Consider the following 16590-nt stretch of genomic DNA (forward strand, 5'->3'; position numbering starts at 1 on the left):
TCCCGAGAGCGGCTTTCATAGGTTGCGAGCCAACCTAGAGCCCGCTCGGGTATCACTTTCCATTTGTAAGCTGCATTCCATCGAACATGAGCAAGTCATCCAAAAAGGACGCGAAGCCCAAGGGCGCGAAGAAAGAGAAAGCCTCGTCGAAGGCCCCGGCCACCAGCCACGCGGCCGATCCGGTTTTCACCCCTTCGAAGGAGTTCTCCTCGAAGGCCCGCATTTCCTCCCTCAAGCAGTACAAGGCCCTCCACAAGGAATCGATCGAGAAGCCCTCGACCTTCTGGGGCCGTGAGGCGAAGGAACTGGTCTGGCGCAAGCCGTGGAAGAAGGTGCTCGATTGGAAGGCGCCGTTCGCGGAGTGGTTCCAGGGCGGCAAGCTGAACGTGGCCGAGAACTGCGTGGACCGTCACGCGGAAGGTCCGCGCAAGAACAAGGCCGCCATCATCTGGGAAGGCGAGCCGGGCGACAAGCGGGTGATCACCTTCGGCCAGCTTGCCAAGGATGTGGCCCGTTTCGCCAACGTGCTCGAGGCGAATGGAGTGAAGGCCAAGGACCGCGTGCTCATCTACATGCCGATGGTTCCCGAGGCCGCTGTGGCGATGCTCGCCTGCGCCCGCATCGGCGCGGTGCATTCCGTGGTGTTTGGTGGTTTCGCCTCCGAGGCGATCGTAGACCGCCTTGAAGACTCCGGCGCGACCGCCATCGTCACCGCGGATGGCGGCTGGCGTCGAGGCAAGATCGTTCCGCTCAAGCCCGCGGTCGACGAAGCCCTCGCAAAGTATGACAAGGTCAAGACCGTCATCGTCCTGAAGCGCACCGGCAACGAAACCGCCATGACCGAAGGCCGCGACGTGTGGTGGCACGACGAATCGGCGAAGGTTTCCTCGAAGCACGTCGCCAAGGCCTTCGATTCGGAGCACCCGCTGTTCATCCTCTACACCTCCGGTTCCACCGGAAAGCCGAAGGGCATCCTCCACACCTCCGGCGGCTACCTCGTCGGCACCTATGCCACCTGCAAGTACGTCTTCGACATGCGTGACGAGGACGTTTACTGGTGCACCGCCGATGTTGGCTGGATCACCGGCCACTCCTACATTGTTTACGGTCCGCTGGCCAATGGCGTCACCCAGGTGATGTACGAAGGCGCGCCGAACCACCCGGACTTCGGCCGCTTCTGGCAGATGATCGAGGAATACGGTGTGACGATCTTCTACACTGCGCCGACCGCCATCCGCGCCTTCATCAAGGCTGGCGACCATTTCCCGGAAAAGCACGACCTGTCCTCCCTGCGCTTGCTGGGCTCGGTGGGCGAGCCGATCAATCCGGAAGCTTGGATGTGGTATTACAAGAAGATCGGCGGCTCCCGCTGCCCGATCGTGGACACCTGGTGGCAGACCGAAACGGGTGCCATCATGATCACCCCGCTGCCGGGCGCGACCCCGTGCAAGCCGGGCACCGCCACCCTGCCGTTCTTCGGCGTGGACGCGGCGATCCTCGATGAGTCCGGCAAGGAGTGCAAAGCCAACGAGGATGGCCGGCTGGTCATCCGCAAGCCATGGCCGTCCATGACCCGCACGATTTACAACGACAAGGCCCGCTACAAGAAGACCTACTGGTCCGACTATCCGGGCTTCTACACCGCGGGCGACGGAGCCCGCCGCGACAAGGACGGCAATTTCTGGATCATCGGCCGCTTGGATGATGTGCTCAACGTTTCCGGTCACCGCCTCGGCACCGCCGAGATCGAGAGTGCCCTGGTTGCGCACGCCGCCGTGGCGGAATCCGCTGTGATCGGCCGTCCGGACGATCTCAAGGGCCAGGCCGTGGTGGCCTTCGTGACCCTGAAAGAGGGCTTCGAAAGCACGGAAGAGCTTCGCGGCAAGCTGCGGAACCACGTCGGAACCGTCATTGGCGCGATTGCCAAGCCGGACGACATCCACTTCACCCCGGCGCTGCCGAAAACCCGGTCCGGGAAGATCATGCGCCGCCTGTTGAAGGAGCTTGTCACCACGGGTGACGTTTCCGGCAACACAACAACGCTTGAAGATCACAACGTGATCGCCAATCTTCGGGCTTCGCTCGCCCGTTGATGAGGCTTTCACGATGACTCCCGCCAAATTTTTCGTCGCCCGCGTCGCCCAGGCGTTCGGCATCCACCGCAAGACCAAGCGGATGTCGGACGCTGCCAGCGAGATGCACCTGCTGCGGGACGCGGAGACTTTTTTGGGAAATTCGGTGTGGGAGAATGTCGCGGAAATCGACGAGCTGTCCGTCGAATACTGGAACCTGCGGAAGCTGGTGAAGGAGCGGGACAGTATTCGGGAGCGCCTGCAGGCCTGCGAGGAGCAGCTTGCAGTCGCACACGCGGAGCGTTCCACCTTGCTCAACAGCCATTCGGAGACCCAGCCGGGCACTCTGGATGAGCGCGGCGCGGTCATGGCGCGGCTGGAAAGCCTCGCCCGCAAGCGCGACGAGATCGTTGCCCGCGCCCGTGAAGTCCGGCGCAGTTACGACGGTCTCAAGATGAAGCTGGAGGTCCTTTCCAAGGAATTCGGCTCCGATACTCCGGACGCGGTTGCCGCGCGGGAAAAACTCGAGGGTTTGAAATCCAAATTCGCCGAGCTGAAACAACAGCGGGCGGAAGTGGCGGAGGCCATCGAGGCGGGTGATGCCGAGCTGGACGCTTGCGAGGCGCAGCTTTCCGAACAGCGGCAGAGCCGCCGCGAGCAGGCGTCACAGGCCTTCCAGATCATTGGCGATGCGAACCGCGAGATCTCGGCCCACCGGGCGGAGCTCGGCTTGATCGATACCCAGATGCGCCAGCTTCAGGCGGAGATCGGCCGCTATGTCAGCCGCAATCCCCGCAACCAGGCTTGCTCGGATGCGGCCCGCGAGCATCGCGGATTGGTCGAGGTGATGCGTGCCCTGCGGGCATCGATCGCCATGAACCACCGCTTGGCGGGGCAGGCTTGAGAGCCTTGGGTCCGCACCCGCGGATGCCAGGTATGGTTACAGGCGCGGATCGGTCGTTCGGGAGGCGTTGACCAGTTCCGATTTCCGGCGGAAGCCCTCGAGCGTGCGGTATTCCTTGGGCGTGATGGGATACGGCCCGGCGAACTCCACCTCGTGGCGGTTGGCGATGTTGGTGCGGCAGGCGTAGGCGTGCCGGTTTTGGAGATAGTAGAGGATCAGGTAGTGCCGGTCCTTGTTGGACATCTCCGCGATGAAGTCCGGCAGACCCTTTTTCGACACGAAGAGCGCCACGTCCGGAAACAGGCGTGCGTGGCCCTCAAGCCGTTCCAGACCAAAGCTCGGAGGTTCCTGCCGTACCAGCATGATGCGGTCGTTCGCCTCGCTGGCCGTCCATCCTGCGGCCCATGCGCTCGCCACCGGCGCACAGCCGGGCAGGATGGAGAGAGCGAGGATGGCGGCGGCGCAGAAGGTTTTCATGAATCGGAGCGTCGGTCTTTGCCGCGTGGGGATCGGCGGTCCCTTTCAATGATCGCCGCCAAGGAACGAACATTCGGCCGGCTGCACTCGGAATCAATGAAGAATGCGGTCTCCATCGGCACGAGATACTCCACGGCGGAATTGATCCCCACCAGATCGCCATGGGAATCGAGGACCGGGCCGCCGCTGTCACCCGGCTGGAGCGGCACGTCGATCTTGAACTTGCGGTTGCCGGTAAACGGGCTCTCCGGTGTGAGTTCGGTGGAAAGCTTGCCTGGGGCCGAGCGGAAACCGGTGGCGATGCCCGCGTGGATCACCGGCGTGCCTACTGGCAGCCATTTTTCCGGTGAGGTCCAGTGGTAGTAAAAAGGTGTTGGGATCGGCGCGTGGAGCACGGCCACGTCACCACCATAGGAGCGCCAGACGATGCGTGCCTTCGCGATGCGGACATTGCCGCTATTCCGATAGACCACGAAGACCCTGCGGCCAGCGGACTGGGCCAGCACGTGGTCCGCGGTGATGAAATAGCCGTCATTGCTGACCGGCGTGGCGGAGCCGCCATCGGTATCGCCGGGCGAACTGACGAGGGTGAAACGGCTGCCCGGCGAGCCGGAGAGTTCCTTGCGGCTGGTGATCACCACGGCCGTGAGGCGCTGGGACGCGGCGTGGCGTGCCGCCGGGCCGGGGATGGTCGGGTCCGGAGGAGGAGCCGAACAGGATTGCAACGATACCGCGCCGACCACCGCGAGCATGAGGCACTTGAGCGAATGTTGCATCCCGGGACAGTGATACACGGTTCCGGTACGGAGTCACCGGGTTTTGTGTTAGGCGGGCAAAGTTCACGCTTCCCGGCAAGGAGCCGTGGATGAAGAAGCGACATCCCTATGCCAACAACGCCTCGACCGCTTTCCGGTAGGGTGAGGGCATCGCCAGTGTGGCGATGGCTTCCTCCGGATGCCAGGATTCGCCCTCGCGGGCCGGGGCGTCCGCGCATTCGTGGATGTGCATCGTCACGTGGAAACGGGTGATGCCGTAGGTGCGGGTGGCGATCTCCGGCAGGTCCGCGGTTTCCTCCGGCGTGCGTTCCGGCAGCTTCCACAAGCCCTGCCGGCGCTTGCCCTGTTCCTGATGGAGAAGGATGCGGCCCATGCGGTCGCGTGCCCAAAGGACATGGGTGTGGATGCGCTCGGTCTTTGGCTTCGCGGTCTTCACCGGTAGGGCGGATGGTTCCGGGGTTTTGCAGAAGGCGGACACCGGGCAGGCCAGGCAGTCCGGCACGCCGGGACGGCAGAAGGTCTGCCCCAGCTCCATGATGGCCGAGTTGTAGATGCGCGGGCGATGCGGATCGGCAAGGCGCTCCGCCACTTCCCACAAATGCTTCAGTCCGGAGGGCGAATCGACCGCGTGATGATAGTCGAGCAACCGCGCCAGCACCCGGGCCACATTTCCATCCACCACGGCGGCGGGCCGGTCGTGGGCGAAGGCTCGCAGGGCATTGGCAGTGTAGCGACCGATCCCCGGCAGTTTTTGCAGCGTATCGAGCGAATCCGGGAAACCGCCCGCCGCAGTGACGGCCCGGGCTGTTTCCCGCAGCATCCGCGCGCGGCGGTAGTAGCCGAGGCCTTCCCACGCTTTCAGCAGCGGTTCGTCCTCCGCCACCGCCAGTGTCGCGGGGTCCGGAAAGAGAGAAAGAAAGCGCGTGTAGTAACCACGTCCCAGCACCGTGGCGATCTGGGTCTGTTGGAGCATCACCTCGGACACCAGCACCGCCCATGGATCGGTGGTCCGCCGCCATGGGTAGTCCCGGCCGTTTTGTCCGAACCACACTGCCAGCGCGTCTCGGAACGGCAGAGGTTCATGGAGGGGATCGCGGGTGGCTCGGGGTTTCAGCACGCGGCGACGATGGCGCGGAATTTTCGGATTTCGATTTCCGATTTCAGGAAGGTACGCTCGGGGCATGTCGCTGACGTCCTACACCGCCCCGCTTACCGCCGCCCAGGCGCAGACCCTGCGCGAGGTGTTAGAGCGGCAGGGCTTCGACTTCGAGCCGAAGCAGTACGCACTCTACTCCGCCCGCAAGGGCAAGCTGAACGTCACGGTCTATGAAAAAGGGCCGAAGGTGCTGGTGCAGGGGAAGGAGACGGAGGATTTCATCACCTTCACGCTGGAGCCGGAGATCCTCGGCGAGGCGAAGCTGGGCTACGAGGAGGTGAACGATCCCGAGATGTTCGCCCCGCACTTCGGCATTGATGAGAGCGGGAAGGGGGATTTCTTCGGCCCGCTGGTGATCGCCGGAGTCTATACGGATGGCAGTGTGGCCCGGAAGCTGATGGAGGCCGGGGTCATGGACTCCAAGCGCATCTCCAGCGCCGCGAAGATCCGCAAGCTCGCGGAAATCATCCGCAATACCCCCGGCTGCCAGTCCGAGGTCGTCGCCATCGGCCCGGAGAAATACAACGAGATGCACGCGTCCTTTGGCAATCTCAACCGCCTGCTCGCCTGGGGCCACGCCCGGGTGATCGAGCTGTTGCTCGCGAAGCGCCCGGACTGCCCGCGCGCGCTGAGCGACCAGTTCGCCCGGCCGGAGGTACTCCAGCGGGCGCTCAAACAAAAAGGCCTCTCCATCCAGCTCGACCAGCGGACCAAGGGTGAATCCGACATCGCCGTGGCGGCCGCCTCGATCCTCGCCCGTGAACGCTTCGTCACCTGGATGGACAAGACTTCCGAGGCCTGCGGAGTGACCCTGCCGCTGGGCGCATCCGCCGCCGTGATCGCCGCCGGGAAGGCCCTCGTGGCCGCCTGCGGGGCCGAGGCGTTAGGGAAGGTGGCCAAGCTCCATTTCCGGACTACCGGTGCCGTTCTCGGATTGTCAATGGCTTCTGACGATGAATCTGCGGAGGATGGCACGGAATCCGCATGATTTTTTCCGTTTTTTTTAGCGGACAATCGGGCCCGCTCATGTAGTCCTCCCCCCGCAGCTTTCCTGACACATCCCATGGCCACCATCACCAAGCGCGAACTCGTCATCAAGATCACGGACCAACTCGGCGAACGGGGAATCGAAGTCACCCAGCAGGTGGTCTTCGATGTCGTCCAGTCGCTCATCGACGAGATCACGGAGTGCCTCGCCCAAGGGGATACCGTCGTCATGCGCAATTTCGGCGCCTTCCAGGTGCGCGAGATGAAGGCCAAGATCGGCCGCAACCCGAAGAACCCGGACAAGGACGTCCCGATCCCGGCCCGCGCCGCGGTCAAGTTCAAGCCCGGCAAGGAAATGAAGGAGAAGGTGGCCGCCACCCTCCAGGTCATCCGCGAGCGCGACAAGGCGTGAGCACTTCCCGGCAAGCCTGTTCCAACCCCCGTCCCGATCCGCGGACGGGCTGGCGGCTTGCCCCTCTCTTCCTCCTTCTGGCGCTGACGGCGCTTCTGTTTCCGTCCTGCGCCTATCCGGGCGGCTACCGTGGCTATCAGACCCGCGGTTACACCACCCGCGGCGAGTATTATCAGCCGATGAGCGTAGAGGAGGCGCTCAACTACCAGGAAAGCGGCGTCGCCTCTTGGTATGACGAGTCCTCCTTCCTCGGACTGAAGCGCGGCACCACCTCGCTCGGCGAGAAGGTGATGCCCTGGCATCTCATCGGCGCCCATAAGACCCTGCCGCTGCCGTGCATGGTCCGGGTGACGAACCTCCAGAACGGTCGCAAGGTGAAGCTCCGCATCAACGACCGCGGCCCCTTCATCGCCGGGCGCCTGTTGGACGTTTCTCCGCGCGCCGCACGCAAGCTGGGTTTCAGCGAAAAGGGGCTGACCCGCGTCCACGTCGAGGTTCTCTCGGTGGGGGACGGGTCGTATGAAAGAAAACGCTCCCGCAAATGGTTCTTCGGGTTACTCTAACACCCGATGAAAGCCCTCCTTGCTCTTGTTCCCGTCCTCGCCCTGGCCTCCTGCGCCACCAGCCCGCTCGCTCCGCCCGCCGGTCCCGGCACCGTTGACCACATCGTGCTGATTTGGCTGAAGAAGCCGGGCAATGCCGCCGACAAGCAGGCCATCAGCGCCACCGCCGATGAGTTCCGTGCCATCCCCGGCATGAAGTTCTACGACAAGGGCACCGCCCTGCAGAGCGACCGCCCGGTGGTCGATGACTCCTTCGACTTCGCGCTGGTTTCCCGCTTCGAGTCCGCCGCCGCCCTCCACGCCTACGAGAACCACCCGCTGCACCAGAAAAAGGTCGCCGAGGTGCTCAAGCCGCTGTCGAAGAAGATCGTGGTGTATGATGTGACGCGGTAAGTGTCATCTCGCATGGGCTGGCTTCCCGCCCGCGCCATCCCCGAGCTGCAGCTCGCCCTCGCCGCCAAGTTCCTTGGCTGATCTCGCCAAGGAACTTGGCTTCTTGCTTCCCATAGCAACAAGGACGGCGACACCAAGCAGGCCGAAGCCATCGACGAGGATATGGACCCCACATCAAGATCGAGCGATAGAGCGAGGGGAGACGGATTCTCTGCTCCGATCAACTTGCGAGGTGGGGAGAAACGAGATTGCTGGGCTTAGTTATATAGAATCCAAAACGATTATTTTCTAATTTCAAGAGAGTTGAGATGAAGAGGTTTGAAATTGCTTGAACCTATGATCCGAGTTTGCGCTAATCATGCACGTATGCCTCTCAATACACATACCATGGAGATCGGAAATCTAGTCGTGAAATTTGGCGACAACCTCAATCTTTTGGATTTATATGATGAAGTGGTAAAACCTGCATTTTTCGATAAAACGCTAAAGCGCATTTACGACCAAACAGAGTATTTGTTAAACGGTTGTGCATTGGTGCTATTAGATCAACAAGCGCCCACAGTCGGAATTGTGGGAAGGCTCGTTAAAGATACCATCCTAGAACGGGAGCAAATTTTCGATGGATCCAAATTGGTTGATGCTGACGGAACCCTCGAGTCTTCCCCCTCTTCGATGTTTGTGTTAATACTCAATAATCACAGGTTGCTTTATGTTAAGGAACATCGAGGATCGCCCTCTATGGAGGTTTTTCGAAGCACTATCGCCAAATTTCTCAAAATCAAGCATAGGACTTTTATTGAAGCTAAATTCAAAGCCTCAGAAGAGGATGAAAATGGGAAGAGATTAACTAAGAAAAAGTTGGTCGAAATCTATCCGTATCCCGAAGTCGATTTGACCCACGTTGGATCAAACGAAAGCGTAAGAGATTTCATTCATAAATTTAAAACCATTGAGTCTGTCACGACTAAATTGGTCCCGACTAATAGCGAGCTGGACAATGATCTGATGTTCGATGCTGTTAGGGATGCGCAAAAAAGAATCAACAGCAAAAAGACTACGCTGAGATATGAAAATAACGAGGGACTCAATAAAGAAGAAACTATAGATCAAATATCCTCTCTCGCATCACAAGGTAATCACGAGTTTAGTCTCGCAGGAGAAAGTCCCTCGGGAGGCAAAATGAAAGGCAATAACGATGATCTAAAAATCCAAGTTCCGATTGAAAAACCCTCGAGGAAAAATAAGCGAGAATCCAAGTCTCTTTACCAAAAATTTGTGGCGTTGGTGGAGAGTAATATTGTTCAAGTGGGCAAGCAGGGCCGAAGAACCCTAAATAAAATTTCTGAAATATCCCAAAATCTCCTTCCATGAAATTAGGCTCACTTAAGCATGAAGAGCTTTTAAAAGAAAAAACTCTATGGGCAATTTACAAAAGATCGTTATCAATTAAAGATTCCATTTTTAATTGGAGTTGCGGTATATTAGTCTTTATTTTGTTTTTTGCATATTGTTGGGTAGAGCCTGAGACCAAAAACATTCATAATCTGCTGCTGAAATTAGCAGAACTGGGATTCAATTTTGCCGTCAGCATATTGGGGTTCCTGATTGCTGGATTCACTATTTTTGCTTCCCTTGCTAAGCCGGCACTTTTGCTGACAATGCTCAAGCATCCCCATAAATCGAGCGGCATGAGCTATTTGAAATATAATTTCTTTACTTTGGTTCGTGTGTTTATCTATTTTTTGGTGTTTGCGGCTTTACAGATTGGAATAATTGCCATGGGTCAACCCGAAGGGTTAATATACGCTCTTATAAAGAGATTGTCGGATTTGGAATCGATTCTCTATTTTGGAAATAGATTCATGTTGATTTTGAGCGCCACATTCTGGGTATTTGTGCTCATGCAGTTGAAGTCATTCGTTTTCAACGTGCATCATATTGTTATGACCATGATCAAGTTTGATGCTGTTAGCCACAATGCACGAGTCAGAGATGGCGAGCAAATTTGAGAATGAAAATAATTTCCTACTCATGTGGCTCAGCTTGATTATTTGTGTTTAATCACTTTTTGAGGGGTGGGGATACCTCAGATCAAAAGCCGTGGAGTCAGATTCAGGCCCGGTATGTTTAGTCGCACCAATAGTTCGCAAGTTGGGTATTAGGCCATTACGCAAAAATCTGCGGGATTGGCTCTACTTGTCGGCTGCTTGGCACAGCACTGGTGGCCGGCTTTGTTTCAAAGCCTTGTAGAGCTTCCCCGAGGGCCTGCCGCAGATTCATTGCGCCCGATCGCGGAGCTGGCGCTTGGCGGTTTCCCAATCAAGCTCGCGGATGTTTCCGGTCGCCACTTCGCTGGCCGTAGAAGCGAGAGCGTCGCGCTGCCAGGCAGGAGAGTCGAATGTGGATTCGTCAGCCGCAAGATCCTCCCAGAGAAGGTGCATGGCTTGCAGCTTCTCGATCCGGGACATGGTCCTGAGATCCAGCGCGGTCACAACAGCGATGTAGCATGCATCCGGTCGCCCGGCAAGGCGGGACCAGCCCGCTTACCAGGACAGATCGCTACGCGAACACCTCCGCGATCGGCTTGCCCTTGTCGGCGATTTGGAAGGGTCGCTGGCTGGGGGACATGATCGTCAGGTTCCATGGCAGGCCGAGGGCGGCCGCGATGGTGGCGTTGAAGTCCTGCACGTTCACCAGCTTGTCCTTCACCTTGGCACCCGAGGCGTCGGTTTCGCCATACTTGAAGCCGCCCTTGATGCCGCCGCCTGCGAGCAGGCAGGTGAAGGCTTCCGGATGGTGGTCGCGGCCCATCTTGTGCTCGGTGTTGATGACCGGGGTGCGGCCGAATTCGGTGGCGACCACGACGAGGGTATCCTGCAGCTTGCCGCGCTTGTGGAGGTCTTCCAGCAGAGCGGCGTAGGCTTGGTCGAATTCCTGGCAGCGTCCCTGGATGGCGGTGAAGTTGTCGTAGTGGGTGTCCCAGCCTCCGAGCTGGACTTCCACGAAGCGGACGCCGTGCTCGACGAGGCGGCGGGCGAGCAAGCAGCCCTGCGCGAAGCGGCCGGTGCCGTAGAGCTTGCGCGTTTCTTCCGTTTCCTGGCGGATGTCGAAGGCGGCGAGGTCCTTGCTGTTCATGAGGCGGATGGCCTCGCGGTAGAGCTCCTCGTAGGCCTTCACGTCCGCATTGGCGTAGCGGTCGTGGAACTGCTTGTTGAGCTTGTCGGCCAGCGAGAGGCGGCGGTCGAAGTCCTCCGGTGGAACATCGCCCGGGCGCTTCGAATCCTGCAAACCGTCCGTCGCATTGCCGACGAGGGCCGCGCCGAACTTGGCGCCGAAGAAGCCGCCGCTGGCGAATTCCGCGGAGCTGTCCACAGCCACGAAGCCGGGGATGTCCTGGTTGATGCGACCGCCGAGCTGGAGCACCCACGCCCCGAGCGCCGGGTGCTTGATGGTGCCACGCAGCGCGTAGCTGGTGTGCATGATGTAGGTGCCTTGCTCGTGGGCACCCTGGGTGGAGTTCATCGAGTTGATGACGGTGATCTTGTCCATCATCGCGGCGGTCTTCGGCAGATGCTGCCCCACCTGGATGCCATCGACCTTGGTCGGGATCACTTCCATCGGCCCCATCACGTCCTTCTTCTTCGGCTTCGGATCGAAGGTGTCGAGGTGGCTCATGCCACCATTCATGTAAAGGTAGATGACGTGCTTGGCCTTGCCTTTCGGTCCGGCGGCAGGAGCAGTGCCGGCGGCGGCAGCGGTCGCCGCGCTCAAGAAGGGCAGCACATGAACGCCGAGACACATGCGGGCCGCGGTGGCCATGAAGCGGCGGCGGGTCGGCTCATCGCCGTGCGGGATGTCGTCGGGCAGGTTCATTGCAGGAAGAGGAATTCGGAGGACATGACCAGGGCGGAGACGATGTTGCGGTAGCCCCGTTCCGGGGAACTCTTCACTTCATCGAGCATCCAGCCCATCTCCTGGTCGGTGGGCGGGCGGCTGAGAATGGCGAGGTAGAGGCGGCGGATCTTCTCGTCGTTCGACGTGGCCCCCTCGAGGGTCTTGTAGAGCGCGGCCTTCGGGTTGTTCACGAGCTGGCGCTGCACGAAGCCGTTCATGAGCGAGAGCACCTGGCCCACGTTCGGCTCGCGGCTGGAGGCATCCACCACCTCGCGGTTCGATTGGCCGAAGAGGTAGAGGAAATGGTCGCCGGGCGCGGGCGAGGGCAGCTCCGAGGCGCGGACCTGGGCATCCTTGTTGTAGGTGTGGATGCCGCTCATCATCATCGATTCCCCACCACCGCCGCCATCGGACTTCACGTCCTGAAGCAACTTTTGGAAGTAGGCGCGGACATCGGATTCTTTCTGCAGCGCCAGCACCTCCTTCGAGACCTGGATCATGTTCTTCTTGCCGACGAGCACCGGCTTGCCACCCACATAGATACGATCGTCCAGCGTGCGGCGCGGTTTCAGATCGGGATTGCCACCGGAGAGAGTGATGAGGGAATCCCAGATCTGCTCGGAGCTGAGACGTTCGATCTTGCGGCCGTGGAAGTCATCGCCGCCCGGAACGATGGACGTGTCCGGGTTGGTTGCGAACTGGAAGGTGCGGGTGTAAAGCAGCACGCGCTGGTAAGCCTTCATGTCGAACTGGAGATCCACCATGAGCTGCTGGAGATAGCCCATCAGCTCCGGGTAGTTCGATTTCTCCGCCTCCACATAGGTATCGACCGGCTCATAGACGGCCTTGCCCATCACGCGCTTCCACATGCGATTGGCGATGTTCGAGGGGAACTGTGGGCCGGTTTTGGAAACAACCCAGTCGGCGAGCTTCTCGCGGCCGTTGTTCTCATCGCGGCGGTCGGACATCAGCACGATCTTTCCGAAGGGCGTGCGGCCACCCACCAAGTCGCCGGGTTTGCCGTTGTGATACTCGGCCTGGTAGTCCTGCGGCAGGGCGATACGGCCGGAGCCGCCGCCTGCGAGGCTCATCCCATACACGCGGTCCCACATCACCTGGGCCACGGAGTATTCGGGGCCGCGGCGCTCGTCCTGCCGGGTGAGTTCGCTCCAGAGCGGCTGCATCAGCTTCTGGTTGAGTTCGCCCTGGCCGTTGGTGAAGGCGGCGAGCTCGTAGAAATCCTTGCGCTCCGGCTTCTCGTCCGGGCTGGCGTGGTTGTCGTGGCACTGGGCGCACTCCATCCGCGAGGCGAGGAAGATGCGCATCGAGTTCGCGATGTTGTCCAGCGGCATGCCGCGGTCGCGGGTGTAGTAGCCCACGGAAGCGGTCTGCGGATCCCAGCCATCGCCATTGCTGGCGAGCAGGCGGCGGACGAACTCATCCCACGGCATGTTGCTGTCCACGGCGCGGCGCACCCAGTCGCGATACGGGGCCATGCTGGCACCACCGCCGCCGATGCGCTGGTCGGTCAGGCGCAGCAGGTCGAAGGTCCAGTTCGTCAGATGGCTGCCATAGCCGGGCGAGTTGAGCAGGTAGTTCACCAGCTCCTGGCGCTTGTTCGGATCGGAAATGTCCAGGAAATCGCGGGCTTCCTCGCCAGTGGGGATGCGGCCGATGGTCACGAGGAAGACGCGGCGCAGGTAGGTGGCATCGTCCGTGGTGGCGGGGACGGGCAGCTTCTGCTTCCGATACCAGTTCGCCACGTGCTGGTCGATGGTGAGCGCGGCCTTCTTGAGGTAGGCCGGGTCATCCTTCGGAGCCTTCATGCCTTGGCCGCAGGCCAACGGCGCGGCCGCGACGAGGCCAAGCACGGCCATGGTCCATCGAACGAAAAGGGGTTTCATGGGTTTCTGGGCTTTGCCAACGTAGTCAGGACCCTTGTTGGCGTCAACCAGACCCTACGGAATGGACCCGTTCCGCATTTCGGGTTTCTGCGTATTTTTTCAGCTTTGTGTCACGGTTGCGAGTTGAGCGGCGGGTGGAGACTCGCCGGAAGACAGGGATTCGGGCAGATTCCCGCACCGTCCCGCAGCCGCGGGCAAGTATCGCCAAGGGCTCATGGTTTTCTGTTAGTGTCTTTCCGGAGCGCCCGTAGATCCTGCCCGTCTCATTGCATTCCACAAACCCATGAAATTTTTCCAACCCTCGCTTCCCGCCGTCTTGCTCGCGGCAGTGGCGGGTGTCGCCCCGCTGGCGGCTCCAGCCGCGACCTTGCCCGCCGGATTCGCCGAAACCCGGATCGCCACCGGCCTGAATCCGGTTACCATGACCTTCGCTCCGGACGGGCGGCTGTTTCTCTGCGAAAAGCAGGGCCTGCTGCGCGTGATCGAGGGCGAAAAGCTGGTGGAGAAGCCGCTGCTCGACCTCACGGCGAAGGTGGATGGCTGGAACGAGCGCGGGTTGCTCAGCGTGTGCTTCGATCCCGACTACGCCCGCAACGGCTGGATCTACGTCTATTACACCCACAACCGCAAACCGGAGGACACCAGCCACCAGTCCAGCAACAACCGCGTAAGCCGCTTCACCATCAAGGGCGGTGCGATCGACCCCGCCACGGAAACAGTGATCCTGGAGCTTACGGACCTTTCCAAGATCGGCTGGCACAACGGCGGCGGCCTCCGCTTTGGCAAGGACGGCAAGCTCTACGTCGGCACTGGCGAGAACGCCAATGGCGGCTACGCCCAGGACGGCGGCAACCTGCTCGGAAAACTGCTCCGCATCAACAAGGATGGCTCGATCCCGAGCGACAATCCCTACTACCGCGAGTTCAAGGACCAGAACCGGGCGATCGTCGCGCTCGGCCTGCGGAATCCCTTCAGTATCGCGGTGCAGCCCGGCACGGGTCTGCTTTACCTGAGCATGGTCGGCGCGAACTTCGAGCAGATCGAACGCTACGAAACCGGCTCCGCTCCGGAGGCGGTGAATTACGGCTGGCCGGACATCGATGGCCCTCCGAAGAACAACCAGAAGCAGCCGCCCGGCTATCGTGCTCCGGCCTATGCCTACGATCACGGCAGCGGCAAGGGCGTGGCACTGTGTGCGGGGGATTTCTACAATCCCGCCAAGCCGGGCGCGGATGCGTTTCCCGCCGAATACACCGGGAAGTTTTTCTTCAGCGACTACGGCGGCTGGATCAAGCTGATCGATCCTGCAAAGCCGGAAACGCGGCTCGATTTCGCCACCGGCATCGACCGCCCCATCGCCGTCGCCACGGCACCGGATGGTGCGCTGTGGTATATCGAGCGCGCGGGCATTCCTGGTGGTTCGGATGCTTCCAATACCGCCAGCAAGAATGGCTCGTTGTGGCGCATCCGATGGAGCGGTGGGGGGCAACCGACGAAGCTCGCGATGGTCCGCCAGCCGGGCGGAGCGAATGTCGGCACATCGCTCGGGGACATCCAGGTGGCCTTGCAAGGCGAGGATGGAAAGACGCTCACTTCTGCAACGGACAGCATCACGATTTCGCTCAACGCGAATCCGGGGAACGGCAGGTTGATCGGCTCCACCACGGTGGCGGCGGTGAATGGTGTCGCCAGTTTCTCCGGGCTCTCCGTCGACCAAGCGGGGCGGGGCTACACGCTTCGTGCCAGCAATGGCAAAGGAGAAGTGACCAGCGCCGCGTTCGACATCGCGAATGGAACCGCAGCCCCAAGGATCGCACCCGGGAGCGGGAACTTCACCGGTCCGGTCACGGTGCGGATCGTAAGCGACACGCCGGGAGCCACGTTGCGTTACACACTGGATGGCAAGGACCCGACCGATGCTTCGCCGGTTTACAGCACGCCATTCCAAATCACCGCGAATCAGACGGTGAAGGCCATCGCCGGCAGGAAGGGTCTCACCGCCAGTGCCGTGGTCAGCGCGGATCTCAAGATCACTGGCAACAAACCCTATGGACTCGATGACCGTCCGCCGGTTGCCGGACTGAAACTTCCTGCCACTGCAGAGGCAGGCCTTCCCGCCACGCTCTCCGCCACCGGTATTTTCGCGGACCGGAATCTGACGCCGAAGCCGGGAGTGGTTCCATACTCGCTCAATAGCGGCGCGTGGGCGGACGGCGCGCGCGTCCAGCGTTGGATCGCGCTGCCGCCTTCGGGCAGAATCAGCTTTTCATCGACTGGAGAGTTCACGTGGCCGGGCGGCACCGTGTTGGTGCAGCATTTCGAAATCGCTTCGCGTCGTCTGGATACCCGCGTGCTGGTGCTCGATACCACCGGGAAGTTCGGCTACGGAGCCAGCTATCGCTGGCGACCGGACAACAGCGATGCGGATCTCGTTCCGGAGGGCGGTCAGGAGGAAGTGCTGAAAGTCGCCGATGCTGCCGGAGCAACACGCGAACAAACGTGGACCTATCCCGCGCGCGGCCTCTGCGTCATGTGCCACACGCCGAATGCGGGTTTCGTGCTCGGTCCCAAGGCGCGCCAGCTCAATGGCAATCACGCTTACCCCGGTGGTCGCACGGACAACCAGCTCCGCACCTGGAGCTATCTCCAGATGTTCGAGAAGGCTTTGGATGAATCCGCGATCAAGGGCTACGCGCATACCGTTGCGATCAATGACGGCAGCGCCACGGTGGAAGCCCGCGTGCGTTCCTATCTCGATGCCAACTGCGCCCAGTGCCATCGCCCGAATGGAACCGGTGCGCTGTGGGACGCCCGGCTTGACACGCCGCTGTCCGGACAGGGAATCCTTGGTGGAGAGGTGCGGAACACGCTCAACATTGAGGGAGCGAAGATCGTCGCCCAAGGCGATGTCGCGAAGTCGATCCTGCACCACCGCATGGCCTCGACCTCGCTCACCGAACAGATGCCTCCGCTCACCCGCAACGTGCCGGATGCCGAAGCGTTGAAGGTTCTGGAACAGTGGATCCGCGGCGAGGGGAAGAAATAGAAACCA

The 16590-nt window shown here is 60.8% G+C and carries 15 protein-coding genes; 9 read left to right on the plus strand and 6 right to left on the minus strand.

The features are described from left to right. Positions 1-86: 86 nt before the first annotated feature. Together acs and KBB96_RS18570 are read left to right on the plus strand one after the other, a co-directional pair. Positions 87-2093: an acetate--CoA ligase gene (gene acs, locus KBB96_RS18565; protein ID WP_211630989.1), complete on the plus strand. Its 2007-nt coding sequence runs from the start codon at positions 87-89 to the stop codon at positions 2091-2093. A 13-nt stretch (positions 2094-2106) separates the two neighbouring features. Continuing rightward, complete coding sequence (locus KBB96_RS18570; protein WP_211630990.1) at positions 2107-2976, plus strand: hypothetical protein; 870 nt, start codon at positions 2107-2109, stop codon at positions 2974-2976. A 36-nt stretch (positions 2977-3012) separates the two neighbouring features. On the opposite strand, the gene KBB96_RS18575 is transcribed toward KBB96_RS18570, so the two are convergent. From KBB96_RS18575 to KBB96_RS18585, 3 genes are all read right to left on the minus strand, one after another. Further along, a complete protein-coding gene (locus KBB96_RS18575) occupies positions 3013-3453 on the minus strand; it encodes a hypothetical protein (RefSeq protein WP_211630991.1) in 441 nt (146 codons plus the stop codon). Then, complete coding sequence (locus KBB96_RS18580) at positions 3450-4229, minus strand: S1 family peptidase (RefSeq protein WP_211630992.1); 780 nt, start codon at positions 4227-4229, stop codon at positions 3450-3452. The genes KBB96_RS18575 and KBB96_RS18580 overlap by 4 nt, the downstream gene beginning before the upstream one ends. Before the next feature lie 106 nt (positions 4230-4335). Then, the gene (locus KBB96_RS18585) at positions 4336-5346 is read right to left on the minus strand and encodes an A/G-specific adenine glycosylase (RefSeq protein ID WP_211630993.1); all 1011 of its coding nucleotides are present in this window, start codon (positions 5344-5346) and stop codon (positions 4336-4338) included. A gap of 64 nt (positions 5347-5410) precedes the next feature. On the opposite strand from KBB96_RS18585, the gene rnhC reads away from it, so the two are divergent. The 6 genes from rnhC to KBB96_RS18615 all read left to right on the plus strand — a co-directional run bounded on the left by rnhC (position 5411) and on the right by KBB96_RS18615 (position 9749). Further along, positions 5411-6373, plus strand: coding sequence for a ribonuclease HIII (gene rnhC, locus KBB96_RS18590; protein WP_211630994.1), 963 nt, complete (start codon positions 5411-5413; stop codon positions 6371-6373). 75 nt (positions 6374-6448) lie between these two features. Then, the gene (locus KBB96_RS18595; protein WP_211630995.1) at positions 6449-6784 is read left to right on the plus strand and encodes an HU family DNA-binding protein; all 336 of its coding nucleotides are present in this window, start codon (positions 6449-6451) and stop codon (positions 6782-6784) included. Then, positions 6781-7347: a septal ring lytic transglycosylase RlpA family protein gene (locus tag KBB96_RS18600; protein ID WP_211630996.1), complete on the plus strand. Its 567-nt coding sequence runs from the start codon at positions 6781-6783 to the stop codon at positions 7345-7347. The genes KBB96_RS18595 and KBB96_RS18600 overlap by 4 nt, the downstream gene beginning before the upstream one ends. A 6-nt stretch (positions 7348-7353) precedes the next feature. Then, positions 7354-7740, plus strand: a complete 387-nt coding sequence (locus tag KBB96_RS18605) for a Dabb family protein (RefSeq protein WP_211630997.1) — start codon at positions 7354-7356, stop codon at positions 7738-7740. 408 nt (positions 7741-8148) lie between these two features. Then, positions 8149-9111: a hypothetical protein gene (locus KBB96_RS18610; RefSeq protein ID WP_211630998.1), complete on the plus strand. Its 963-nt coding sequence runs from the start codon at positions 8149-8151 to the stop codon at positions 9109-9111. Further along, the gene (locus KBB96_RS18615) at positions 9108-9749 is read left to right on the plus strand and encodes a hypothetical protein (RefSeq protein ID WP_211630999.1); all 642 of its coding nucleotides are present in this window, start codon (positions 9108-9110) and stop codon (positions 9747-9749) included. The genes KBB96_RS18610 and KBB96_RS18615 overlap by 4 nt, the downstream gene beginning before the upstream one ends. Before the next feature lie 267 nt (positions 9750-10016). On the opposite strand, the gene KBB96_RS18620 is transcribed toward KBB96_RS18615, so the two are convergent. The 3 genes from KBB96_RS18620 to KBB96_RS18630 all read right to left on the minus strand — a co-directional run bounded on the left by KBB96_RS18620 (position 10017) and on the right by KBB96_RS18630 (position 13538). Then, positions 10017-10208: an addiction module protein gene (locus KBB96_RS18620; RefSeq protein ID WP_211631000.1), complete on the minus strand. Its 192-nt coding sequence runs from the start codon at positions 10206-10208 to the stop codon at positions 10017-10019. Positions 10209-10299: 91 nt separating this feature from the next. Further along, a complete protein-coding gene (locus KBB96_RS18625) occupies positions 10300-11613 on the minus strand; it encodes a DUF1501 domain-containing protein (protein WP_211631001.1) in 1314 nt (437 codons plus the stop codon). Next, positions 11610-13538 (minus strand): DUF1549 domain-containing protein, encoded by a 1929-nt coding sequence (locus KBB96_RS18630; RefSeq protein ID WP_211631002.1) that lies wholly within the window; start codon positions 13536-13538, stop codon positions 11610-11612. The genes KBB96_RS18625 and KBB96_RS18630 overlap by 4 nt, the downstream gene beginning before the upstream one ends. Positions 13539-13821: 283 nt before the next feature. Between KBB96_RS18630 and KBB96_RS18635 the strand changes: the two genes are divergently transcribed. Beyond that, positions 13822-16584 (plus strand): PQQ-dependent sugar dehydrogenase, encoded by a 2763-nt coding sequence (locus KBB96_RS18635; RefSeq protein ID WP_211631003.1) that lies wholly within the window; start codon positions 13822-13824, stop codon positions 16582-16584. The last annotated feature ends 6 nt before the right edge of the window (positions 16585-16590 follow it).

Source organism: Luteolibacter ambystomatis (genome assembly GCF_018137965.1).
In the GTDB taxonomy this organism is placed as follows: domain Bacteria; phylum Verrucomicrobiota; class Verrucomicrobiia; order Verrucomicrobiales; family Akkermansiaceae; genus Luteolibacter; species Luteolibacter ambystomatis.